At 65.7% G+C, this 22,933-nt stretch carries 20 protein-coding genes; 8 read left to right on the top strand and 12 right to left on the bottom strand.

Annotated elements, in window-relative coordinates; genetic code table 11:
• Together FNJ47_RS29735 and FNJ47_RS29730 are read right to left on the bottom strand one after the other, a co-directional pair.
• Window positions 1-664, bottom strand: a 664-nt coding sequence (locus FNJ47_RS29735; RefSeq protein ID WP_163159521.1) for an AMP-binding protein, incomplete at its 3' end; no start/stop codon positions are given.
• Between the two features lie 222 nt (window positions 665-886).
• Window positions 887-1,828, bottom strand: coding sequence for an acetamidase/formamidase family protein (locus FNJ47_RS29730; RefSeq protein ID WP_163159520.1), 942 nt, complete (start codon window positions 1,826-1,828; stop codon window positions 887-889).
• 66 nt (window positions 1,829-1,894) lie between these two features.
• Here FNJ47_RS29730 and FNJ47_RS29725 point away from each other — a divergent pair, with 66 nt between their 5' ends.
• The 3 genes from FNJ47_RS29725 to FNJ47_RS29715 all read left to right on the top strand — a co-directional run bounded on the left by FNJ47_RS29725 (window position 1,895) and on the right by FNJ47_RS29715 (window position 4,901).
• A complete protein-coding gene (locus tag FNJ47_RS29725; RefSeq protein ID WP_175068437.1) occupies window positions 1,895-2,689 on the top strand; it encodes a YdcF family protein in 795 nt (264 codons plus the stop codon).
• A gap of 92 nt (window positions 2,690-2,781) precedes the next feature.
• Entirely contained in the window at window positions 2,782-3,564 is a 783-nt protein-coding gene (locus FNJ47_RS29720) for a DUF169 domain-containing protein (protein WP_163159519.1), read from the top strand.
• 161 nt (window positions 3,565-3,725) lie between these two features.
• Window positions 3,726-4,901 carry a saccharopine dehydrogenase family protein gene (locus FNJ47_RS29715; protein WP_163159518.1) on the top strand — a complete coding sequence of 392 codons (1,176 nt, stop codon included), beginning with the start codon at window positions 3,726-3,728 and terminating at the stop codon, window positions 4,899-4,901.
• A gap of 122 nt (window positions 4,902-5,023) precedes the next feature.
• Here the strand turns inward: FNJ47_RS29715 and FNJ47_RS29710 are convergent, their stop codons facing one another.
• The gene (locus FNJ47_RS29710; protein WP_163159517.1) at window positions 5,024-6,223 is read right to left on the bottom strand and encodes an FAD-dependent oxidoreductase; all 1,200 of its coding nucleotides are present in this window, start codon (window positions 6,221-6,223) and stop codon (window positions 5,024-5,026) included.
• A gap of 147 nt (window positions 6,224-6,370) precedes the next feature.
• On the opposite strand from FNJ47_RS29710, the gene FNJ47_RS29705 reads away from it, so the two are divergent.
• Window positions 6,371-6,844 (top strand): MarR family transcriptional regulator, encoded by a 474-nt coding sequence (locus FNJ47_RS29705; protein ID WP_163159523.1) that lies wholly within the window; start codon window positions 6,371-6,373, stop codon window positions 6,842-6,844.
• Here FNJ47_RS29705 and FNJ47_RS29700 read toward each other — a convergent pair.
• The 4 genes from FNJ47_RS29700 to FNJ47_RS29685 form a co-directional block, all read right to left on the bottom strand.
• The gene (locus FNJ47_RS29700; RefSeq protein ID WP_163159516.1) at window positions 6,816-8,084 is read right to left on the bottom strand and encodes an O-antigen ligase family protein; all 1,269 of its coding nucleotides are present in this window, start codon (window positions 8,082-8,084) and stop codon (window positions 6,816-6,818) included. The two genes, FNJ47_RS29705 and FNJ47_RS29700, sit on opposite strands and share 29 nt — an antisense overlap.
• A gap of 141 nt (window positions 8,085-8,225) precedes the next feature.
• On the bottom strand, window positions 8,226-9,767 hold the full coding sequence (locus FNJ47_RS29695; RefSeq protein ID WP_163159515.1) for an undecaprenyl-phosphate glucose phosphotransferase: 1,542 nt from the start codon (window positions 9,765-9,767) through the stop codon (window positions 8,226-8,228).
• A 115-nt stretch (window positions 9,768-9,882) separates the two neighbouring features.
• The gene (locus FNJ47_RS29690) at window positions 9,883-11,022 is read right to left on the bottom strand and encodes a glycosyltransferase family 4 protein (protein ID WP_163159514.1); all 1,140 of its coding nucleotides are present in this window, start codon (window positions 11,020-11,022) and stop codon (window positions 9,883-9,885) included.
• Between the two features lie 3 nt (window positions 11,023-11,025).
• A complete protein-coding gene (locus FNJ47_RS29685) occupies window positions 11,026-11,649 on the bottom strand; it encodes a polysaccharide biosynthesis/export family protein (protein ID WP_163159513.1) in 624 nt (207 codons plus the stop codon).
• A 177-nt stretch (window positions 11,650-11,826) separates the two neighbouring features.
• On the opposite strand from FNJ47_RS29685, the gene FNJ47_RS29680 reads away from it, so the two are divergent.
• On the top strand, window positions 11,827-14,163 hold the full coding sequence (locus FNJ47_RS29680; RefSeq protein WP_163159512.1) for a GumC family protein: 2,337 nt from the start codon (window positions 11,827-11,829) through the stop codon (window positions 14,161-14,163).
• A 78-nt stretch (window positions 14,164-14,241) separates the two neighbouring features.
• Here FNJ47_RS29680 and FNJ47_RS29675 read toward each other — a convergent pair whose 3' ends face one another.
• Entirely contained in the window at window positions 14,242-15,579 is a 1,338-nt protein-coding gene (locus FNJ47_RS29675; protein WP_163159511.1) for an MFS transporter, read from the bottom strand.
• A gap of 234 nt (window positions 15,580-15,813) precedes the next feature.
• Here FNJ47_RS29675 and FNJ47_RS29670 point away from each other — a divergent pair, with 234 nt between their 5' ends.
• Window positions 15,814-16,752, top strand: a complete 939-nt coding sequence (locus tag FNJ47_RS29670; protein WP_163159510.1) for a LysR substrate-binding domain-containing protein — start codon at window positions 15,814-15,816, stop codon at window positions 16,750-16,752.
• Window positions 16,753-16,770: 18 nt separating this feature from the next.
• Here the strand turns inward: FNJ47_RS29670 and FNJ47_RS29665 are convergent, their stop codons facing one another.
• A complete protein-coding gene (locus FNJ47_RS29665; protein WP_163159509.1) occupies window positions 16,771-17,964 on the bottom strand; it encodes a GNAT family N-acetyltransferase in 1,194 nt (397 codons plus the stop codon).
• A gap of 155 nt (window positions 17,965-18,119) precedes the next feature.
• Between FNJ47_RS29665 and FNJ47_RS29660 the strand changes: the two genes are divergently transcribed.
• Window positions 18,120-19,184: a polysaccharide deacetylase family protein gene (locus FNJ47_RS29660; protein ID WP_165445929.1), complete on the top strand. Its 1,065-nt coding sequence runs from the start codon at window positions 18,120-18,122 to the stop codon at window positions 19,182-19,184.
• A 50-nt stretch (window positions 19,185-19,234) separates the two neighbouring features.
• Here the strand turns inward: FNJ47_RS29660 and FNJ47_RS29655 are convergent, their stop codons facing one another.
• The gene (locus FNJ47_RS29655; RefSeq protein ID WP_163159508.1) at window positions 19,235-19,444 is read right to left on the bottom strand and encodes a DUF2842 domain-containing protein; all 210 of its coding nucleotides are present in this window, start codon (window positions 19,442-19,444) and stop codon (window positions 19,235-19,237) included.
• A gap of 102 nt (window positions 19,445-19,546) precedes the next feature.
• Here FNJ47_RS29655 and FNJ47_RS29650 point away from each other — a divergent pair, with 102 nt between their 5' ends.
• On the top strand, window positions 19,547-20,632 hold the full coding sequence (locus tag FNJ47_RS29650) for a COX15/CtaA family protein (RefSeq protein WP_163159507.1): 1,086 nt from the start codon (window positions 19,547-19,549) through the stop codon (window positions 20,630-20,632).
• A 4-nt stretch (window positions 20,633-20,636) separates the two neighbouring features.
• Here FNJ47_RS29650 and nadC read toward each other — a convergent pair whose 3' ends face one another.
• Both nadC and FNJ47_RS29640 read right to left on the bottom strand, forming a co-directional pair.
• Window positions 20,637-21,488, bottom strand: a complete 852-nt coding sequence (gene nadC / locus FNJ47_RS29645) for a carboxylating nicotinate-nucleotide diphosphorylase (RefSeq protein ID WP_163159506.1) — start codon at window positions 21,486-21,488, stop codon at window positions 20,637-20,639.
• Window positions 21,485-22,933 (bottom strand): L-aspartate oxidase (locus FNJ47_RS29640; protein WP_163159505.1); only part of this gene is annotated, 1,449 nt, incomplete at its 5' end. The genes FNJ47_RS29640 and nadC, both read right to left, overlap by 4 nt.

Below are 22,933 nucleotides of genomic sequence, written 5' to 3'. Positions count from 1 at the left end.
CCGCGCGGTTGGTGAGCTGCGCCCCCTGGGGATGGCCGGTGGTGCCACCGGTCGGCAGCATCACCGCGACGCGGTCGGCCTCGCTCATATCCTTCGACTTGCCGTAGTCGTCGCGCCAGGCGGGATCCGGTTGCAGCACCTTGCTGTCGAACGCGATGGCGCCGTCGAGCGGCACGATCACGATGCCTTTGAGCGACGGCACCTCGCGTTGCAGGCCCTCGATCCTCTCATAGAGCCCGCCCGGCATGCCGGGCGGCGGCGCCAGCAGCAGTTTCGCATTGATGGCATTGAGCTGGGCGACAATCGCTTCGCGGGTGAACAGCAAATTGAGCGGCTCGCCGACACCGCAGGCAGCGGCGCCGAAGATCGCGACGACGCTCGCCGGACAGGCCGGCAGCAGGATCGCGACCGCATCATCCTTGCCGATGCCCTGGCTGCGGAAATAGTTTTCGGCGGCCTTGATGCAGCCCATCAAATGATCGTTCGAGATCACGACCGGATTGGGATCGAGCGGCGAGCGCAGATAGATCGCGCCCTCGGCGTCCGGCGCGGCCTGCGGGCCGCGGGCAATGAGATCGAGGATGCGCGGGCAGGCGGCGAGCGTCTCCTGCATCTCCTTGTCACGCGCAGCCTCGTCGGCCGGCGAAAGCCTGTCCTTCAGCATGTCCGTCCCCGTCCATTTTTGTTCGTTGGGAGGAGGATTGTATCGAGCGAGGCTTGCCGAACACAAGTGCGGCTATTTGGCCTTCGGTCATTCCGGAGCGATGCGCAGCATCGAATCCTTAGGTGCGCAATTGCGCATCGGGGAATCTCTAGATTGGCTTGCGCGCGGACCAAGCGCGAGATTTCGGGGTTTCGCTTCGCGAGCCCCCGAATGCCGAGGTGGTCAGCCGTGGACCACCGATTTGGCGATCATGCAGTGAATGCCCTTGGAGCCGTTGACCGTCTGCGTCACGCGCAGGTCGGCGGCCAGGCTGCACAGCGTGTAGGCGTCCTCGCGCGACAGATTGCGCTTCTCGCCGAGCAGCACGATCATGTCGCGCAGCGCCCGCACCACGCACTGGTCGAGATCGGGATCCATCGCCATGGTCATGTAGTGGTCAGCGGTCTCGGCACGCGGATAGCCGAGCTTGAGATCCTTGCGCAAGGTGAGGCGGAAGCGCCCGGTCAGCGCGGTCTCGATCGCGGTGACGCAGACCTCGCCGTCGCCCTGCACGCCATGGCCGTCGCCGCAGGAGAACAGCGCGCCCGGCACGAACACTGGCAGATAGAGCTTGGCGCCGGCCCCGAGCTCCTTGTTGTCGAGATTGCCGCCCATCGCGCGCGGGATCAGCGAGGAGATACGGCCCCAGGCCGGCGGCGGCGAGACGCCCATCACGCCGAAGAACGGCTTCAGCGGCAGGTCGAGTCCCCAGGGCATGCGGCCGACCATGCGCCCGCGATCGAGCGGGATGTTGAGGATGCGGGTCTCGTGGAAATCGTCGGGCAGGGTGCCGGATAGCGGCTTGATCAGGTTGTAGCCCCAGTCCTGGCGGAGCTCGACGTCGAGGATGTCGACCTCGAGCACGTCGCCGGGCTCAGCCCCGCTGACGGCGATCGGGCCGGTCAGGATGTGCCCGGGCACCATCCGCTCGTTCTTCGCATGGATGTCGTCGAGCTCCGGCGGCACATAGAACTTGCTGCGGTCGGGCACCACGTCGGCGCCGCCGCTGACGGTCTCGATCGTGACCTCGTCGCCGCTGGCGATCGTGAGGACCGACTTCAGCTTTGCTTCGAAGAAGCCCCAATGGCAGGTTTCGGGACTGGATTTCAGGTGATGATGGGTCATGTGACGGCTTTTGATTGGTTTCCCAGCAGCGTATGACGCTGTAGCAGAACTTCGCAGAGGCTTCCCTTGTTTTTTGCGCTCTCCAAGACGCTCGGCATCATGTTGCTGCCGATCAATTTCCTGATCGGTATCGGCGTGATCGGCGCCGTGCTGTTGCCGACGCGGTTTGCGCGCCTCGGCCGCCGGCTGATGGTTGCCGCACTGCTGCTGCTCGCGATCTGCGGCTTCTCGCCGCTCGGCAATATCCTGATCTCGACACTGGAGCAGCGCTTCCCGCCATGGGACGCCTCGCGCGGCGCGCCCGACGGCATCATCGTGCTGGGCGGCTCGATCGATGCCGATTTGTCGGTCGCGCATGGCACGCCTGTCGTGGGCAGTGCCGCCGATCGCGTCATCGCGGCGGCGGCGCTCGCGCGCAAATATCCGAACGCGCGGCTCGTGTTCACCGGCGGCAGCGCCAACCTGATCTCGAACGATGCGCGCGAAGCCGACTACGCCGCCGAGATGTTCGAGAGCCTCGGTATTCCCGGATCGCGATTGGTCATCGAGCGCCGCTCGCGCAACACGGTGGAGAATGCCGAGTTCTCCAAGGCACTGGTCGATCCCAAGCCGGGCGAGCGCTGGCTGCTCGTGACCTCGGCCTATCACATGCCGCGTTCGGTCGGGTTGTTCCGCAAGGCGGGATTCAATGTCGAGGCTTATCCGGTCGATTGGCGCGTCGGCAATGTCATGAGCTTCGCGACGCTTGCGATCGAGGGTTTATCGCGTACCGATCTCGGGACACGGGAGTGGATCGGGCTGGTCGCGTATCATCTGGCCGGCAAAACCGATGATTGGCTGCCCGGACCGGCCGCACGTTGAGCGGCAGCACGAGCTTGTCGCTTCCCTTGTCCAATCGGGCTAACATCACGCCAACAGGCGGCGCCAAGCCGCCGATCACGGGAGTTTTCGCCATGCAACAGCAGACATCGCCGGAACAGTTCGATCTCGGCGCGATCGTCACCGACCTGAACAATCTGCTGCGGCTGAAGACCACGGTCATCGGCATCAAGATGTTCGCGCGCGTCGAGGAGATGGAAGCGATCCCGAAGATCCGCCGTCCGTCGGCGGTTCATACCACCGACCAGATCGTCAGCATGGCCTCTCGGCTCGGCTGGACCGTCGGCATCACCGGCGACGATCTGGTCGGCGCGCAATGCCGTGCGGTGATCGGGCTCGCACCACAGGACGAGAAGTGGCTTGCCGGCGAGAACTATGTCGGCGTCTGGCACGGCACGGCCGAAGACGCACGCAAGCGCCAGGAGGCGCTCGACGTGGTGCCCTACGGCCAGTACCAGGCAATGGCGGTGAGCCCGCTGACCAGCGGCCGGCTCAATCCGCCCGACATCTGCCTCGTCTATGCGACGCCGGGACAGATGATCATCCTGATCAACGGTCTCCAGTATACCGGCTACAAGAAGTTCGAATGGGGCGTGGTCGGCGAGACCGCTTGCGCGGACTCCTGGGGCCGGGCGCTGAAGACCGGCGAGCCGAGCCTGTCGCTGCCGTGCTTCGCCGAGCGCCGCTACGGCGGCGTGCCCGACGAGGAGATGCTGATGGCGCTGCCGCCGGCCTATCTGGTGAAGGCGATCGCGGGTATGAAGCAGCTCGCCAAGAACGGCCTGCGCTACCCGATCGCGCCCTATGGCATCCAGGCCGACGTGCGCGCCGGCATGGGCGTGTCCTACAAGAAATAGCGGCGTCCTCGGCGTCATTGCGAGGAGCTCGCGACAAAATTGCACGGCAATTTTGCGCTGAAGCGACGACGCAATCCATGTCACCGCGCGGCGATTATGGATTGCTTCGCTTCGCTCGCAATGACAAAACGGGCAAATTCCGTGCTATGGGAGCCTGATCCATGTCCTCGTCGAAACTCAATATCGTCGTCTATGGCGCGACCGGCTTCACCGGCCAACTGGTCGCCGAATATCTCGCGGCGAACTATCGCAACGGTAGCCTGAAATGGGCGATGGCCGGGCGCAGCAAGGACAAGCTCGCCGCGGTTCGCGATGCGATCGGTGCGCCTTCGGACACGCCGCTGATCGTTGCCGATGCCAGCGACGCCGCGTCGCTGAAGGCGATGCTGGCGCAGACCAAATCGGTGATCTCGACGGTCGGCCCGTATCAGCTCTATGGCAATGAGCTGATCGCCGCCTGCGTGGAAAGCGGCACCGACTATTTCGATCTCTGCGGCGAGCCGGTCTGGATGCGGCAGATGATCGACAAGCATGAGGCCGCCGCAAAGGCCAGCGGCGCGCGCATCGTGTTCTCCTGCGGCTTCGACTCGGTGCCGTTCGAGCTCGGCGCATTCTTCGTGCAGGAAGAAGCCAAGCGCGTGTTCGGCGCGCCGGCCGCGCGCGTCAAGGGCCGCGTGCGCGACATGCGCGGCACGCTGTCCGGCGGCACCGCGGCTAGCGCCAAGGCGACGTTCGATGCGGTCGCCAAGGACCTCAACCTGGTCGCGATCCTCAACAATCCGTTCGCGCTGACGCCGGGCTTCGAGGGCCCGAAGCAGCCGCGCGGCAGCAAGCCGGCTTACGAGGAGGATCTGCACTCCTGGACCGCGCCGTTCATGATGGCGCTGATCAACACGCGCAACGTCCATCGCTCCAACATGCTGATGGGCTTTCCCTACGGACAGGACTTCGTCTACGACGAGATGGTCCTGACCGGGCCTGGCGAGAAGGGCGAGGCCAATGCCAAGAAGGTGATGGCGCTGAATTCCGAGAAGACCGGGCCGAGTGCACCGAAGCCGGGCGAAGGCCCGTCAAAGGAAGAGCGTGAGAACGGCCGCTACGATCTGCTCTATCTCGCGGTGGCGCCCGACGGCCGCATGGTCCGCGCCGGCATCAAGGGCGATCGCGATCCCGGCTACGGCTCGACCTCGAAGATGATCTCGGAATGCGCGATCTGCCTGTTGCGCGACACGCCCGATGTCGCACCGGGCTTCTGGACCCCGGGAGCCGCGATGCAGGGCAAGCTGATCAAGCGCCTGGTCGATCACGCCGGACTGACCTTCGAGGTCGAGAAGTAGGTTCGCGTCACCTTGCTCGGTGTCATCGCCCGGCTCGACCGGGCGATCCAGTATCCCAGAGACTGTTGTGCTCGAGCGGACGCGCCGTACTGGATGCCCCGCTTTCGCGGGGCATGAGGGGCTTACGCCGCCGCACGCGGATTGTACGCGTACATGAAGTCCATGCCCTTCGACGACACCGGCAGGATCAGCTTCAGCATATGATCGCGAAGCCAGGCGCCGGTCGGGCTGAACTCGCGCTTGCTGTTGCCGTTGCGGCGGGCGATCGCCACGATCTTCTCGGCGCGCGGGCGCCGCTCGTGCTCGAAGGCCTGGAACGTCACGCCGAGCTCCTGGCCGTCGCGCATCAGCGTGCCGAGCCGCAGGGCGTCCTCCAGCGCGAGCGACGCGCCCTGACCGGCATGCGGGCTGGTGGCGTGCGCGGCGTCGCCGATCAAGAGCGTGCGCTTGCGCGACCAGGTCGGCAGGGTTGCAACGTCGAGCGTGTCGGTCACCACGATGTCCTCGGCGGCCGCGATGATATCGGGGATCGGCGCATGCCAGCCGGCGTGGAAATCGCGCAGATGCTGCCTGATCGCGTCCTGGCTCTGCAACCGGTAGGCGGCCGCGGTCATGCCGTGCGACGGCTGCGTGCTCCACCACATCGCGCCCGTGTCCGGATCGGGGCTGCACATCCCGTAACCGAAGAAGCCGCTCTGCCCGAACGTCGTTTCGATCTTTTGGCCGATCCGCAGGTGCTCGATCACGGCGCGCGGCACGAAGCCGCCGAAGCCGATCAGCCCGGTGTCGAACGGCGTCGGGCCGTCCGGGATCACGTGCCGCCGCACCGCCGAATGCACGCCGTCGGCGCCGATCACGAAATCGCCCTCGGCGGTGGTGCCGTCGTTGAAATAGGCGATCACCGGCTGGTCGCCGCGGTCCTCGATCTTCACCAGCTTCTTCTCGAAGAACACCGAGACGTTGGAGGCCCAGGCCTTGTCGATCAGCGTCTCGTTCAGGGTTGCGCGGCACATGTTCACCGCGGGTTGGCCGAAGCGCTGCTGCATGTTCTGATTGAGCGAGCCGAGCTTCTTGCCGCTCTGCGAATAGAAGTCGAAGGACTCCGCGATCGAGCCGTTGCGGATCAGTTCGTCGGCAAGGCCAAGCTCTGCCAGCACATGCATGCCGTTGGGCGCGATCTGCAGGCCGCCGCCGATCCCGGTGGAGTAGGGCCAGGCCTCATAAAGCTCGGCCTCGATGCCGGCGCGGGTCAGGAACATCGCGGTCACCGGACCGGCGATCCCGGCGCCGATGATGAGTGCCTTGCGGGGACGTCTGGTCATCATGTCTTGCTCCATGCATCCTTGTCGGCTAGGAAGGGTTAGCGGCTAATCATCTTAGTTGCTAAGATATTTATCTTCTGAGGTAAGAGGTCGCACTTGTCAAGCGCCAAATCGCGCGATGCGCTGATGCAGCAACTCGAGGAGGCCATGCGGCGGTCCTCGGCGCAGGGCGTGATGTATGGCCAAGCCGTTGCAAACATGGCCGGAATTTCTAATTCCGACATGGAATGCATGGACATCCTCAACCTTGAAGGAAGGGTCACTGCGGGGCGTCTCGCGGAAGTCACCGGGCTGACCACCGGCGCGATCACCGGCGTGGTCGATCGCCTGGAGAAGGCCGGCTACGTGCGCCGCGAGCGGGACGAGAGTGACCGCCGCAAGGTCTTCATCTCGGTGGTGGAGGAAAAGGCGATGGAGATCGGCAAGTTCTACGTGCCGATGCAGGAGGCAATGCTCAAGCTCTGGAGCCGCTACACGGACGACGAGCTGCGCCTGCTGCTGCGCTTCGCCAATGACGGCTACAAGGGCGTCTTGCAGGCGACCGAAGCATTGAAGGCGGTGATCGAGATGCCGCCGGAGCAGCGCGCCGATCTCAAGCTGCCGCCGAAGTCTCGTCGATGACCTCGGTCGATCTCGCGCGGGTGTGCTCGGCCGCCGCGTACATGCCCCACATCGTGCCCAGCATCATCCAGAAGTGCCGCCAGTGGTCGGTGTCGATGATGAAGCTCTCGCCGACGAAGCCGAGGAATGCCGAGAACACCGCGAGATAACCGCGCTGCCACGGCACCCGCGTGTACACGTAGCGGAAGCCGATGATCGCGGTGACGAACACCAGCGCGGGATAGCAGACCCCCGAGATCCAGCCGCCCGACATGAAGGCATTGAGGTAGGAGTTGTGGGTGTCCTCGGGGAAGTAGGTGTGGAATTGCAGCGGCCCGATGCCGAACGGCAATTCCAGCGCCATCTGGGCGCCGAGGATATGGCGGCCGAACCGGCCGAAGCGGCCTTCGTCATAGCTCTGGTCGAAGCTCGCGCGCTGCTTGAACATGTCGGCGACCGAACCGATCGAGAGCAGCACGGCAATCAGCGCAACCGCGAGGATCGCGGCGATCAGCGTCATCACGATGATACGCGAGCGCTGCGCCTGCGAGCGGCTGGTGAACACCATCAGCGCCAGCATGAAGGCCGCAGTGATCAAAAGGCCACCCCAGGCGGCGCGGGAGAACGACAGCAGGATCGCAAGCGAAATGATGCCGAAGGCGATGGCGTTGCGGAACGCCTTGCCGAAGCGGTCGGAGACGACGCTCTGCAGCGTGAACAGCGCCGGCAGGATCAGGAACGCGCCGAGCACGTTGGGATCCTTGAAGGTGCCGCGGGCGCGATCATACAGCGTCAGCAGATCGTAGCCGCCGGGCACCAGGTGGAAATAGCCGGCGATGCCCGCGAGCGAGGCGATCATCGCGCCGACGATCAGGCCGCGGCGCAGCATGTCGAGCCGGGCTTGGGTGTCCTCCGACATCACCATCGCGAAGAAGATGACGGTGACGGCCATGTACCAGGAGGTGAGGACCCAGTTCACCACCTCCGGCTTGTCGAGGAACGGCACCGCGCCGATACTGTAGCCGACATTGAGCACGATCAGCGTGAACAGCAGCGGCATGAACACCAGCTGCATGCGCAGGCCCGTGGCGAAGAACACCACGCAGGCGGTCAGTGTGACGAGTTCATACGGGCTCGGTTCGATGAACACGATGGCCATCGACGCGCCGGCCAGCCAGATCAGCGCCCGCTGCAACGCCAGCACGCCTGACGGCGCCGATGTCAGCGATTGGGACGTCCCGGCTGTCGCCGCATAGGCCATCGGATACTCACGCAACGCGGTACAAAACACTCGATTGCTTCGTCATTGTGAGGAGCGAAGCGACGAAGCAATCCACCTATCCCCGAGCCGCAGCATGGATTGCATCGCTGAGCTCGCAACGACGGCAGTTGGTCTCAGGTCTCAGTACGCGTTCTCGTTCTTTGTAATCAGCGAGAACGGGGTCTTGAGCAGAATGTAGAGGTCGAACAGCACCGACCAGTTCTCGATGTAGTAGAGGTCGTATTCGACGCGCTTCTGGATCTTCTCGTCAGTGTCGACCTCGCCGCGCCAGCCGTTGATCTGCGCCCAGCCGGTGATCCCTGGCTTGACGCGGTGGCGGGCGAAGTAGCCGTCGACGGCCTCGTCGAACAGCCGGTTCTCCAGCTTGCTCTGCACGGCGTGCGGGCGCGGGCCGACCAGCGAGAGATTGCCCTTCAGCACGACGTTGAACAGCTGCGGCAATTCGTCGAGCGAGGTCTTGCGGATGAAGCGGCCGACGCGGGTGACGCGCGGATCGTTCTTGGTCACCACCTTGGAGGCGGTGGGATCGGCCTGGTGGTGGTAGAGCGAACGGAATTTGTAGACGTCGATGCGCTCGTTGTTGAAGCCGAAGCGCTTCTGCCGGAACAGCACCGGGCCGGGGCTGTCGAGCTTCACCGCGAGCGCCACCAGTCCCAAGACCGGCAGCGCCGCAAACAAGGCCAGGCCGCCCACCACGCGGTCGAACAGCCATTTCAGCACCAGGTCCCAGTCGGTGATCGGCGCCTCGAAGACATCAAGCGTCGGCACCTTGCCGACATAGGAATAGGAGCGGGGCCGGAAGCGCAGCTTGTTGGTATGCGCCGACAGGCGGATGTCGACCGGCAGCACCCAGAGCTTCTTCAGCATCTCCAGGATGCGGGTCTCCGCCGAGATCGGCAGCGCGAACAGCACGAGGTCGACGCGGGTACGGCGGGCGAACTCGACGATGTCGTCGACCTTGCCGAGCTTCGGTGAGCCGGCGCAGGTATCCATGGCGCGGCCGTCATTGCGGTCGTCGAACACGCCGAGCATGTGGATGTCGGTGTCGTCGTCGGCGCTCAGCGCCTCGATCAGCTTCTCGCCGTTCTGGTCGGCGCCGACGATGATGGTGCGGCGGTCGAGCCGGCCGTCATGCGCCCAGGCGCGCACCATCGAGCGCAGCGCCAGCCGTTCAGCGATCAGGACCGCAAGGCCGACGCAGAAGAACGACGACAGCCAGACCCGCGAGACCTCTCCGCCGAGCTTGACCAGGAAGGAGACCCCGATGAACAGCAGGAACACGAAGGCCCATGATGAGATCATCCGCGTCATCTGGCGGAGCTGGCCGCGGAAGACCTGCACCTGGTAGATGTCCGCGGCCTGGAAGCAGACCACGGCTGAGGCCGACATACCGAGAATCGATGCGATATATCCCCAGTGGATGCCGCCGGCGAGCGGCCTGACATAGGCGAAATAGAGCCCGACGCCGACCAGGCTGAGCAGCACGAAATCGGCGAGGCGAACCACGCCGGCGATCACGACCGGCGAGTAGGCGCCGCGAACTTTTTGATTGGTGATGGCGAGCGCGGCCGGCGACAGGCGGCGGCGGCGTTCGACCTGCGGCCGAGCGGCCGTCGCAGACGCAGCGGCATCCAGCATCGAGCGTGCGTTAAACGTTTCCACGAGTCCACGTCCATTCCTGCGCTTGCAGATGGGCATCCGCGCGCAGCAGCGAAATTCCCCGGGACGTGACTTAAGGGGACAAATCGGAAGAAACGGTTACGTGCGTAAGAAATGGTTAACGTTTGGCAAATGCGTCGCGATAGCCGGCCAGCACGCCCTCGACCATTGCGTTCTGCGAGAAATGTTCGGAGATCCGCTCGCGCAGTCGCTCGGCGCGCGCCGCGGTCGCAGCCGGATTGTCGAGCGCGGCCTTGATCGCATCGGCCATCGCGGCCGCGTTGCTCGGCGCGAACAGGGCGTCGGTGTGGGTGTCGAAGATCTCCGGGATGCCGCCGACATTGGCGGCGATCATCGGAACACCGGCCGCTCCCGCCTCGATCACCACATAAGGCATCGAATCGCCGCGCGAGGGGACCACCAGCACGCTGCCCTTGGAGAAGCCGAAGCGCGCCTTGACGTGGCCGATGAAGCGGACGGCATCGCCGAGCGACAGCCGCTTCACCTGCTCCTTGAGGCGCTCGAATTCCTCGCCGTCGCCGCCGAGGGTCAGCGTCACCGGCTTGCCCTCGGCGCGCAGCTTGGCGACCGCGTCGATCAGGAGATCGGCGCCCTTGATGCGCCGGAACTCGCCGACATAGGCCACGTCGGAGGCGTCGTCGGCCTTGGGGACCGGTTCGAATTCTTCTGAGGTGACGCCGTTGAAGACGCAGCGCACGAGGCCGGCAGGTTTGCCCACGGTGCGCTGATAGGTGTCGCGGGCGAACGCGCTCTCGAACAGGAACAGGTCGGTGCTGTTCATCAGCGTGCGCTCGAGCTGGCTGTAGAAGCGGCCCTTCCAGGTGTCGAGCGGGTAGTGCAGCGAGCCGCCATGCGGCGTGTAGACCCGGATCACCTTGTTGGACCGCCGCCGCAGCCGAACATAGGCGCCGGCCTTGGCGCCATGGCCGTGCACGACATCGGGCTTCAGTCTGCGGATCAGGCCGGCGATATGCGCCCAGACCATGAAGTCGGCGAAGCGCGGCTCGCGGCGTATCGCCACCCGGTGGACGCCGAGCTTGAGGCGCGGTTCTATCTCGGCCAGCACCGCGTCGGCGCGGGTACCGCCGGTCAGGCTGTCGGCGACGATGCCGACATGGTGACCGCGCTCGATCTGGCCGTTGGCGACGTCGAGGATGTGACGAATGATGCCGCCGACCGGGGCACGGACGACGTGCAGGATGCGAAGCGGTTGTTGCTGGTTTTGATCCTGCGCCATCGATCAGAACCAGCGTTCGCCGACGAACACGGTGTCGCCGGGTCCGATCGGCGTGCCCAGGGGAGCGACGAAGCGGCCCGCGCCCGAAGCATCGGTGTGGGTGAGGGTGACCTCGTCGCGCCGGGCGCGCGGCGAGAAGCCGCCGGCGATTGCCACCGCGCTCTCGACCGTCATGTTGGGCACGTAGGGATATTGGCCGGGCGCTGCGACCTCGCCGAGGATGAAGAACGGACGGTAGGACTCGATCTCGACCGCGACCGACGGCTCGCGGATGAAGCCGTTGCGCAGCCGCGCGGTGATCTCGGCAGCGAGCCCGGCCGGCGTCCGGCCGCGCGCCGGCACCGAGCCGATCAGCGGCATGGTGATCGCGCCGGCGGCGTCGATCGCATAGGAGTTGGTCAGTCCTTCCTGGCCGTAGACCACGACGCGAAGCTTGTCGCCGGGCCCGAGATTGTAGGCCGCGCGCGGCGCAGGTTCGGCATAGGCCACGGGCGCAGCAAAGGAGGGCTGCCCGTAGGCCATCGAATCGAGGGCCGGGTCGCCGGCGACCGGCGACGTCCGTCCCATGCAGCCCGACAGCGCGAGCGCAGCAATCAGACAAACAAGGGGAGCGCGCAGATCGCGCATGTGAAGAATCCCGCGAAAATACTGGCCCCGATTAACGGCACTCATGGTTAACAAAGGATGACGGGCCGGGTGGTGGCGGCCATGTCCGTCAACCCTGCCGATTAACCCAGCAGCAACCTTAATGGACTGTAATCGCCGCCATTGAGGTGGAATCGCGGCGTCCGCGGGAGTTCGGTTATGCGTTTTGCATTTTGGCGTAGAGGCGAGGAAAAGGCTGTCGCGCAACGGGCGTTGCCGAAGTCTGCGCCCGCTGCCGACGAGGCTGTTGCCAAGCCGGCTTCGCCGAGACCGGTTTCCGACAAGCCGGCGCGTCCAGCAGAGGCGGCTGATCTCGATCTGCATGTGCTCGGCCGCGCGCTGGCGCGCAAACGCGGCTGGATCATCGTTCCGACCGTGCTGGTGTTCGCGTTGTCGCTTGCTGCGGTCAACGTCGTGACTCCGCGCTACAAGTCGGAAGCGCGCATCCTGATCGACAATCGCGAGAACGCCTTCCTGCGCCCGAATGGCGAGCGCGACTTGGAGCGCACCTCGCTCGACGCCGAGGCCGTGACGAGCCAGGTGCAGCTCTTGCTGTCGCGCGATCTCGCTCGCGACATCATCAAGAAGAACAAGCTCGCCGAGCGTCCGGAGTTCGATCCGGTGCTGCGCGGCTTCTCCCCGCTGAAGTCGCTGCTGGCGCTGTTCGGCATCGGCCGCGATCCGTTCAGCCTGACGCCGGAAGAGCGGGTGCTGGATTCTTATTACGAGCGCTTCCAGGCCTTCGCGGTCGACAAGTCGCGCGTCATGGTGATCGAATTCCAGTCCGAGGATCCCGAGCTTGCGGCGCGCGTCGCCAACTCGATTGCCGACGGCTATCTCGTGTTGCAGCAGGGCGCGCGGCAGGATCAGGCCAAATCCGCCAGCACCTGGCTGCTCGGCGAGATCGACAAGCTGCGCACCAAGGTAGCCGACGCCGATTCGCGGGTCGAGGAATTCCGCTCGAAGTCGAGCCTGTTCGTCGGCACCAACAACATCCCGCTGTCGAACCAGCAGATGGGCGAGCTGAACACGCAGCTCAACAATGCCCGCGCGCTGAAGGCCGACGCCGAGACCAAGGCGCGGCTGATCCGCGAGATGCTTCAGGGCGGCAAGCCGATCGAGGCCTCGGAAGTGCTCAATTCCGAGCTGATCCGCCGGCTCGCCGAACAGCGCGGCACGCTGCGTGCGCAGCTTGCCGAGCAGTCGTCGACCTTGCTCGACAACCATCCGCGCATCAAGGAATTGAAGGCGCAGATTTCCGACCTCGATCGGCAATTGCGCGAGGAGGCCGGCAAGATTTCACGCTCGCTGGACAACGATGCCCGCGTCGCCGACGGCCGCGTCCAGGCGCTGCAGGCGAGCCTCGACCAATCGAAGAAGCAGGCGTCGTCGAGCAACAGCCAGGACGTGCAGCTGCGCGGCCTGGAGCGTGAGGCCAAGGCGCAGCGCGACCTGCTGGAAGCCTATCTCGCCAAGTATCGCGAGGCGACCGCGCGCGAGAACATCGAGGCTGCGCCGACCGACGGCCGCATCATCTCGCGCGCTACGGTCTCGAACACTCCGGCCTATCCGAAGAAGCTGCCGATCGTGCTGATCGCGACGCTGGCGACGCTGTTGCTGTCGGCCGGTATCATTATCACCGGCGAATTGCTCCGGATCTCCGCGCCCGGTGCGGTTGGCCGTGCCTTCGCGCCGGCGGCTGCCGCGATCCGGCGCCGCGAGCCGGTCATGGAGGCCGCAACGGTGGACGAGCCGGCGCCGGCTTTGCCGCCTGAACCCGCGCTCGCGTCGCCGGTTGCAACCAGGCGGGCACCGGAGCCTGAATTGCCGCTGGAGTCTGCGGTTGTGCATGAACCTGCCGTCAGCGAGCCGCAGCCGGCGCCGGCCCAGACTGTCGACGAGATCGATGAACTCGCCGAGCGGCTTGTCGCTGAGGGGCCCGCGGCCCACAAGGTCACAGTGCTCGGCCCGGCCGCCGGTGAAAGCGTCACGACGACCGCGCTGACGCTGGCCCGCCTGATGGCGCGCCAGGCCAAGGTCGTGGTGGTCGATCTCGTCGCGTCCTCGCCGGTGTTGGCGGCGGCCACCGTCGATCCCGCAGCGCCCGGCCTTGCCGAGCTGATACAGGGCGAGGCGACGTTCGCGCAGATCATCACCAAGGATCGGCAGTCGCGCGTCCAGATCGTCAGCGCCGGACGTCCGGGCTTCGATCGCAGCCATCTGCAATCGCCGCGGCTGGTGCTTGCGATCGACGCGCTGCTGCGGGTCTACGATCACGTTCTGCTGGATGCCGGTTCGGCGGTCGATCTGCCGGCCGAGCTGCTGACGGCAAAGGCGCAGGCCGTCGTCGTGCCCGATGCCGCCATGGCGCAGGATGCACGCCGCTCGATGGTCGATCAGCTCAGGGCCGTCGGCTTCTCCGAGGTGACGATGCTGAGCAAGCCCTGCGCGCCGTCGGAAACGGTCGTGACGGGCCCGCGAGTGGTGGCGGCCTGAAGAGCACCTCCAAAGCGCGATGAGTCGTCATCGCGCTGCCCGTCGAAAATCGGCGTCACCCGTTTTCCAAATGGCGCTTCAGTGCGCCATCACCGGCTCGCGCGCGGCGCGCTCCAGCACCGGATCGATCCGCAGCCGGATCGTGACGAGGGCGCCGATCAGTCCAACGACCGCGAGCAGCAGCAGGCCCGCGGTGAAGCCGCCGGTCAGGTCCTTCAGATAGCCCATGGCGAACGGGCCGGCGAAGCCCGAGAGATTGCCGAGCGAGTTGATCGCGGCAATGCCAGCCGCAGCCGAGGCGCCGTTCAGGATGCTGGCCGGCATCGGCCAGAACATCGGTGGCACCGCGGACACGCCGATCTGCGCGATGCAGAGCAGGCCTATGATCAGCACCGGACTGGAGACCAGCCCGGCAAGGCCGATGCCGACGGCGGCGAGTGTCAATGCGCCGGCGACGTGGTAACGCCGCTCGCCGGTCTTGTCGGAATGGCGGCCGAGCAGCACCATGCCGACCGCGCCGAACACAAAGGGCAGGGCGGCGAGGAAGCCGGTCTGGGTGTCGGTGACGCCGAACGCCTTGATGATGGTGGGCAGGAAGAACGCGACGCCGTAGCTCGCCGCATTGAGGCAGAAATACACCAGCGCGCAGGCGAGCACCCGCGAGTCGGTGAGCGATTGCATCACCGAGATGTGCTCCACGGCTTCCTTCTTCTGCCGCTCGATCTCAAGGGTGTTCTGCACCCATTTGATCTCGTCGGGTTGCAGCCAGCTGGCCTGGCGCGGGAAGTCCGGCAGCATCGCCAGCACCGCGAAGCCGACCAGGACCGACGGCAGCGCCTCGCAGATGAACAGCCATTGCCACCCGGTCAGACCGCCTCCCGACAGGTTGAGCAACAGCCCCGAGATCGGCGCCCCGATGATGCTGGAGATCGGGATCGCGAGCATGAACAGGCTGATGACGCGGGCGCGGTAGATCGTCGGGAACCAGAGCGTCAGGTAGAAGATGATGCCCGGGAAGAAGCCGGCCTCGCAGGCGCCGAGCAAGAGGCGCAGGAAGTAGAAGATCCACTCGCTGGAGAGGCCGCTCACCGCCGACATTTGCGGGATGAATGCAAATGCCGCCGAGACGATGCCCCAGCTGATCATGATGCGGGCGATCCAGCGCCGCGCGCCGAACCGTTCAAGCAGGATGTTGGAGGGCACCTCGAAGAAGAAGTAGCCGACGAAGAACAGACCGGCGCCGAGCCCGTAGGCGGCTTCGCTGAGCCCAAGCGCTGTGTTCATGTGCAGCTTGGCGAAGCCGACATTGACGCGATCGAGATAGGCCACGAAGTAGCACAGGATGAGGAACGGAATCAGCCGCCGCATCATCTTTCCAATCGCGCGCTTCTCGACATCGTCGCTCATCGTTCCCATCCCTTCTGGTTTTCAATTCGGCGCACGGTCACCGCGCTGTCCGGGGTGGCACATTGTACACCCGCAGCGGTCCGTCGCGTTGCCATTGCAAGTCTCCTTGCAATCCTCGCATTCATTGTTGTGTAATCGACGGTCGCGTGACTAATGGCATTTGGGAATGGAGCCATGGCGAAACCGTCATGATGCACCGCGGCATAACCGCGGGAACCTTGCCGGGCAGGATGGTGGCGGGCGGTGATCAACAATCTGAAATTACGCCAGTTGCGCCTGCTGGTCGCGCTCGACAGCGAGCGCAAGCTGCAACTGGCTGCCGAGCGCCTGAACATCACCCAGTCTGCGGCGTCGAAGATGCTGGCCGAGATCGAGGCGGTGGCGCGGGTTCCGTTGTTCGAGCGAACGGCGCGCGGCGTTGAGCCGACGGCCTATGGTTCGATTCTGATCCGTGGCGGCAGGAGCGTGCTGGCGGACCTTGACCGGGTCACGGATGAGTTTGCCGGTTACAGGTCCGGCGAGCTCGGTACGGTATCGGTGGGAACGGTCGCCAAGCCCAGCATCGACCTTGTCGTCGACGTCATGCAGTATCTCGGCGAGAAGCTGCATCGGGTGAACATTTCGCTCGATGTCAGCACCAGCAAGCCGTTGATCGCGCGTCTGCTCGCACTCGAGCTCGACTTCGTTGTTGCGCGCATTCCCGCCGGCGTCGATCCCGGGCAGTTCGACTATCACGAGATCGGCGCCGAGCAGGCCGGCCTGCTGGTTCGCGCCGAGCATCCGCTGGCCGCGCTCGACAGCGTCAATCTGGAAGATGCGGTCGACCTGCAATGGATCTCCCAGCCGCGGGAATCCTTCATGCGCCAGGCGCTCGAGCGGCTGTTCTACAGCCGGGGCATTGCGCCGCCCCAGCGCATGATCAACACCGAGTCCTTCTCCGCGTCGATCGGAATTGCCGCAGGGATCGATGCGATCGTGCCGGTGCCCTTGCTGATCTTCGATCTGCTCGATCCGCAGCGCTTCAAGATGCTGCGGATACGCGACCAGCTGATGCTCGAGAGTTACGGGCTGATCAAGCTTCGCAAACGCGCGCTGTCGCCGGCCGCGATGCTGGTGTTCGATGCGATGATGCGGCTCGGCGTCGAGAGCAGCCGGCCGGCGGCTGACGGGCAGTCCGCGTGACGCCGTCCGCAGTCGTGCTCAGCGGAACATGCTGCGCAGGTTCTGTGCGATCTCGAACAGCGCGGGATTGTGCTTCACGGCGCGCTTGGCGCGGCTGATGGCCGACAATGCGCCGGCCGCAGCCTTTCCGCGCAGGCTGAGCGGAATGAAGCTGTCGACGATCGCTTCGTCGTCCTTGCAGAACAGCCGCTTGTACTCGTCCGAGCCGATCCCGAGATCGAAAGCGCGGTAGTTCTGGCCGGCATGGCGATCGATGATGTCGCGCATCAGGATCAGGCCGGGGCTGAACTTGGAATTGGCCGACATCGTGTAGGTGTTGAACATCATCGAGAAGCGATGACCGTCGGAGACGCCGGCGAAGATCGCAATCACTTCCTCGTCGCACTCCAGTGCGTGGATGTCGATCGCGTAGCCCTTGCCGTCGGCGCGCGGCGCGAGGCAGGCGCTGCGAATGAACTGCTCGACGCCCGGCTCGGCGAACACATCAGGGAGCTTCTGCTCGGCCATGCGCTGCGGTTTGACGCGGAAGAACCAGTCGAGCAGGCGGCAGACATCGGCGCTCTCGCTCGCGACGTGATAGCGATAGCCGGGCAGCGGCTCCAGCTTGCGCTCCTTGCCCTTGAGGCGGCGGCGGAACGAATTGCTGATCAGTGCCGCAGGTTCCGCGCCGGGCTCGATCTGCAGCAGCGGGCAGTCGTTGACCGAAGGCTGGTGCGGCAGCAAGGCGAGGGGATTGGGCAAGTCCTGCCAGCGCAACGGTTGCTGACACAGCACGAGCGCATCGACGCGGGAGCGCTCGGCGATCGAGCTGATCAAGGCGGTGACGTCGGCTTCGGTTGCGTTGACGGCGAAATCCTTGTCGCACAGCGCCATGTTGAAGGTTGCATGCTTGCCGCCCATGAAGCTCGCGCAGTTCGCGCCCAGACGGGACTCGGCGGCGAGCGGCAACAGCAGCAGCGGCCGGCGTTCGCTGTCATGTGCGACGACGATGAAAGGCCGCAGGCCCTCGCGTTCGCCGACCTGGCGCTGCCAATTGGCAAGAAAATCGAAGCGCTGATAGGGTGTGTAGCTGTGTTGCGATGTCTCGAGACTGCGCCAGGTCGCCTCGGCCGCAGCGAGATCATGAAAGATGTCGACGCCTGCAACGCGGATTGCGTTCGGCCACGTTCGCGTCCCCACCGTCTGGCCTTCGATTGCCGCCGCCATGGTCATCTCGGAACCTAAATTTTTTAAGGTAATAATATACAGTTCTCGGCTGGGGCCGACCTTCGCAGGGAAATGTCAACAAAGAGTAAGAACAATGGCCCAACGGTGTGCTTGGCGGCGTATAGGAACTGCCCGACGGGGCAAGGGCGGGTAGAGGGATCTTGGCGCCGGACAACGGGATTTTGCGACGGGCCCGGATGGAGCTCGCCTATTTCAGCGGCGCTTTCAGGCTGCGGGAACGCGAGGTCGGGGGCGCCGGGGTCATCCTGCGCTTTGCGCGCGTCCGCCCCGCGCGTCGAGGACGGTTCCAGCCGCTGAAGTCGCAGGAGATCACGCCGGCATTGCTCGATCGCGCGATCCGTGCGCTGAAACGCTGGCAGTACGACATCGTCGGGATCGACGAGGCCTGCCGCCGCGCGGTGACCATGCCGGAGCGCCGGCGCTTTGCCTGCCTGACCTTCGACGGCGCCACCAAGGACATCGTCACCCATGCCTATCCCGTGCTCGCCAGGCACGGAGTTCCCTTCACCCTCTACCTGCCGACGGCGTTTCCCGATGGCGTGGGCGTGGCGTGGTGGCTGGCACTGGAAGATATCATCGCGCGCGAGAGCCGCATCAGTCTGGTAATCGACGGCCGGGAACGACACTTCGTGATCTCCAGCGTGTCGGACAAATACGAGCTGTTCGACTTCCTGTCCGGCTGGCTGCGCAAGCTGTCGCCGTCGGAGCTGTCCTACGCGGTGAACGATCTCGGCCGGCGCTATTCGGTCGACGCAGCGCAATTGTCACGCAGCGCCTCGTTCGACTGGGCGGATCTGGCGCAACTCGCGGCAGATCCGAACGTGACGTTCGGCTGCGCCACGGTGAATTATCCGGCACTGTCGAGCCTGAAGGCTGCGGCTGCGCTGCGCGAGATGGCGATGGGAAAGGCAGTCGCCGAGAGCGCGCTCCGGCGGCCGATCAAGCATTTCGCGTATCCTTTCGGGGACCGCGACGCGTTCGCTCGTCCGGATGTGGTGATGGCGGAGGAGACCGGCTTTGCGAGCGCAGTGTCGACCATCTCCGGCGTCGTCGAGGCGCAGGGTCGCACCAACCTTCACGCCCTGCCGCGCATCGCATGGGACGGCCGTGTGCGCTCTTTACGGATCATGCGCGTGCTGCTCTCGGGCGTGATGTTCGCGCGGGTTCGGCCAACGCGGAGCGCGAGCATCCAGAGCAGAATCTAAGTTGGCATGATCTTTTCGGAAAACCGCTTCGCACTTTTCCGGATCAGGCCTTAGGCGCGGTCGGGCCGCGACATCCAGGAGACGATCGGCATCGCCGGCAGCACCCAGCCGAGGCCGGCGACGACGTAGAAGATCGCCTGCAGCAGCCCCGAACTGGCGAGCCATGGGGTCTGGGCGACCATCATGCCGAGCAGCGACCACACCACGACCAGGATGAGCAGGAAGATGGTTCCGAGCAGTTTGCGGGTGCGTATGGCCATGGCGGATATGTGCAACTCGTGATCCCAAGCGTTTCGGCGGCGCTTGCGCCGCGGGCGCGCCGGACTATAAGGGGCCCGAAAATCCAATCAAGTCAGGGCGAAATGGCCGGTATTTCCGCAAAGACATCGCAGCTCCGCGCCGTCAGAGTTTGGCTATTGGCGGTCGCCGGCCTGATCGCATTGATGGTGCTGGTCGGCGGCGCCACGCGGCTCACCGAGTCCGGTCTGTCGATCGTTGAATGGAAGCCGGTGACCGGCGCGCTGCCGCCGCTGACCGAGACGCAGTGGACCCAGGCGTTCGAGGGCTATCAGAAGATTCCGCAATATCGCGAGCTCAATGCCGGAATGACGCTCGCGCAGTTCAAGACGATCTTCTGGTGGGAATGGAGCCACCGGCTGCTCGGCCGGGTGATCGGCGCCGCCTATCTGCTGCCGTTCCTGTATTTCCTGTGGCGTGGCGCGGTGAGCGGCGAGCTCGGCCGGCGGCTCTGGGTGATCTTCGGCCTCGGCGCGCTGCAGGGCGGCGTCGGCTGGTGGATGGTGGCATCCGGCCTCTCGGAGCGCGTCGAGGTGTCGCAGTATCGACTGGCGACGCACCTGGTGCTGGCGTTGTTGATCTTTGCGGCGATCGTCTGGACGCTGCGGCGGCTGACCGACCGCCCGGCCGTGGTCGCGCCCGTCAGGCTGAAGATCACGAGCGCGGTGCTGCTGGTGCTGACTTTCGTGCAGCTCTATTTCGGCGCGCTGGTCGCCGGCCTGCGCGCGGGCAGGGTCTACAACACCTGGCCCGAGATCGATGGCGGCTTCATTCCGTCGGCTGACCGGTTGTGGTTCGAGACGCCGTGGTGGCGCAACCTGTTCGACAACACGCTGACGGTGCAGTTCGAGCATCGCATGATCGCCTATCTGCTGTTCGCGCTGGCGATCGCGCATGCGATCGATGCCGTGCGTTCGCGCGCCGGCGGAGCTGTCGTCGCGGGCGCGTGGTGGCTGGTTGCAGGGATTACGCTGCAGGCGACGCTCGGCATCCTGACGCTGTTGCATCAGGTGCCGATCGATCTGGCGCTGACGCACCAGGCGGTCGCGATCGTCGTGCTGACGCTCGCGGTGTTGCAGGCCGAGCGCTTTGCCGCACGCCGGACCGAGCGGGACCAGCCGACCCTCGTTCCGGTCGGCCAGCCCGGTTAGTCTATCAGGACAGATAGTCGAGCCCGATATCGAGCGCGGCCGAGCTGTGGGTCACCCAGCCGACTGAGATGAGATCAACGCCGGTGGCGGCAATCGCCGCCGCCGTCGCAGCCGTGATGCGGCCCGAGGCTTCGGTGAGCGCCTTGCCGCGCGCCATGCCCACTGCCTGGGTGAGCTGCTCGGTCGTCATGTTGTCAAGCAGCACCGCGTCGACGCCGAGCCCCAGCGCCTCTTCGAGCTGCGACAGCGTGTCGACCTCGACCTCGATCTTGACGAGATGACCGGTATTGGCCTTGGCGCGTTCGATCGCGGGGCGGATGCCGCCGGCGAGCGCGATGTGGTTGTCCTTGATCAGCACGGCATCGTCGAGACCGAAGCGGTGATTGCCGCCGCCGCCGGCGCGCACCGCATACTTCTCCAGCGCGCGAAGGCCAGGCGTCGTCTTGCGGGTGCAGACGATTTGCGCGCGCGTGCCTGCGACGGCCTTGACCAGCGTGGCGGTTGCGCTCGCGACGCCGCTCAGATGGCAGAGGAAGTTGAGCGCGGTTCGTTCCGCGGTGAGCAGGCTGCGGGCCGGACCGTCGATGATCGCGATGACCTGTTCGGGCTCGACCGCGCTGCCGTCGGGCCGCTCGGCACGCAGCTCGATCGCCGGAGACACTGTCTGGAAGGCAGACCGTGCGACGTCGAGCCCGGCGATCACACCGGGTTGTCGCGCCCGCATCACCAGCCGGGCCTGCTGGCTGGCCGGGACGATTGCATCGGCCGTAATATCGCCGGCGCGACCGAGATCCTCGCGCAAGGCGGTCAGCACGATCGGCTCATATAGCAGCGGCAGCAGGGAATTGAGGGTCATGAGAGGGCACTCCTAGCGAATGTCTTGGATTCAACGATGTCGCGTGCGGCGGCGAGCGCCTCGGCGCGGGTGAGGGACGACGGGGATGCCGACAAGGCGGTGTGCGGGAAGTCGGTGCGGAAATGGCCGCCGCGGCTTTCCTCGCGCCTGATTGCGGCAACCGCGATCATCAGGCCGACCAACGCAGCGTCGGATGCGGCACCGGGGCTGCGCGCGAGCGGATAGAGGCTGCGGATCGCGCGCGTGATGCCGTCGCGATCGCGCAGCACGCCGAGCCCCTGGGTGAGGATCGGCCGCACGGCGACGGGATCGGAGGCCTGCGGCATCGCATCGTCGCGCAGCATCGCGCGCGGTCCTGCGCTCTCGCCTTCGATGCTCTCGGCGACCCATCGTGCGCAGACGATCGCTTCCATCAGCGAGTTGCTGGCGAGCCGGTTGGCGCCGTGCAGGCCGGTGCGCGCGGCCTCGCCGCAGGCCGACAGGCCCTGCACCGTGCTGCGGCCAAAGCCGTCAACCGCGATGCCCCCCATGTGGTAGTGAACCGCCGGCCGGATCGGGATCGGGTCATGGGCGGGATCGATGCCCGCCATCTTGCAGAACGCGCTGATCACGGGATAGCGCTGCGCGAACTCTGCGCCCGGATGTTGGCGCGCGTCGAGGAAGGTGCGATGGCCCGCGGCGCGGTGGCGCCAGACGGCGCGCGCGACGATGTCGCGGGGCGCAAGCTCGGCGCCGGGTTGATCGGCCATGAAGCGCTGGCCGGTTTCGTCGATCAGCACCGCGCCGTCGCCGCGAATCGCCTCGGTCAACAGCGGCATCGGCCGTGAAGGTCCGTCGAAGGCAGTCGGATGAAACTGGACGAATTCGATATCCGACAATCTTGCGCCGGCATGCGCCGCGAGCGCGAGGCCCTGGCCGAAACATCCGCCTGGATTGGTGCTGTCGGCGAACAGCCCGCCGATGCCGCCGGTCGCGATCACCACGCGGTTGGTCGCGATCGTGAGCGGACCGCGGTCGCTGGTTGCAAGCACACCCCGGACTGCGTTGTCCTCGACCAGCAGGCGGCGCGCCTCGACGCCTTCCAGCAGCGTGATCGACGGCGTCCGGCGCACCGCGGCGATCAGCGCGCGCATGATCTCGCGGCCGGTGCCGTCGCCGGTGGCGTGCACGATGCGGTTGCGGCCATGTGCGGCCTCGAGCCCGAGGCGCCAGCTGCCGTCGGCGCGCCGGTCGAAGGCGACGCCGAGCTCGGCGAGATGCTCCACGGCCGCAGGCGCGGCGTGGACGATCCGCGACGCTGCTGCCGCATCGCAAAGGCCGGCACCTGCCGCGAGCGTATCGGCGAGATGCAGCGCAGGGGTGTCATCTGCGCCGACAGGCGCGGCAAGGCCGCCTTGCGCCCACATGCTGGAGGCTTCCGCGCCGAGCGGCGACTTCGACAGCAG

Origin of the sequence: Bradyrhizobium uaiense (assembly GCF_010811875.1) — a bacterium.
GTDB lineage: Bacteria > Pseudomonadota > Alphaproteobacteria > Rhizobiales > Xanthobacteraceae > Bradyrhizobium > Bradyrhizobium uaiense.
This window is presented reverse-complemented; position numbering and strand designations above follow the sequence as displayed.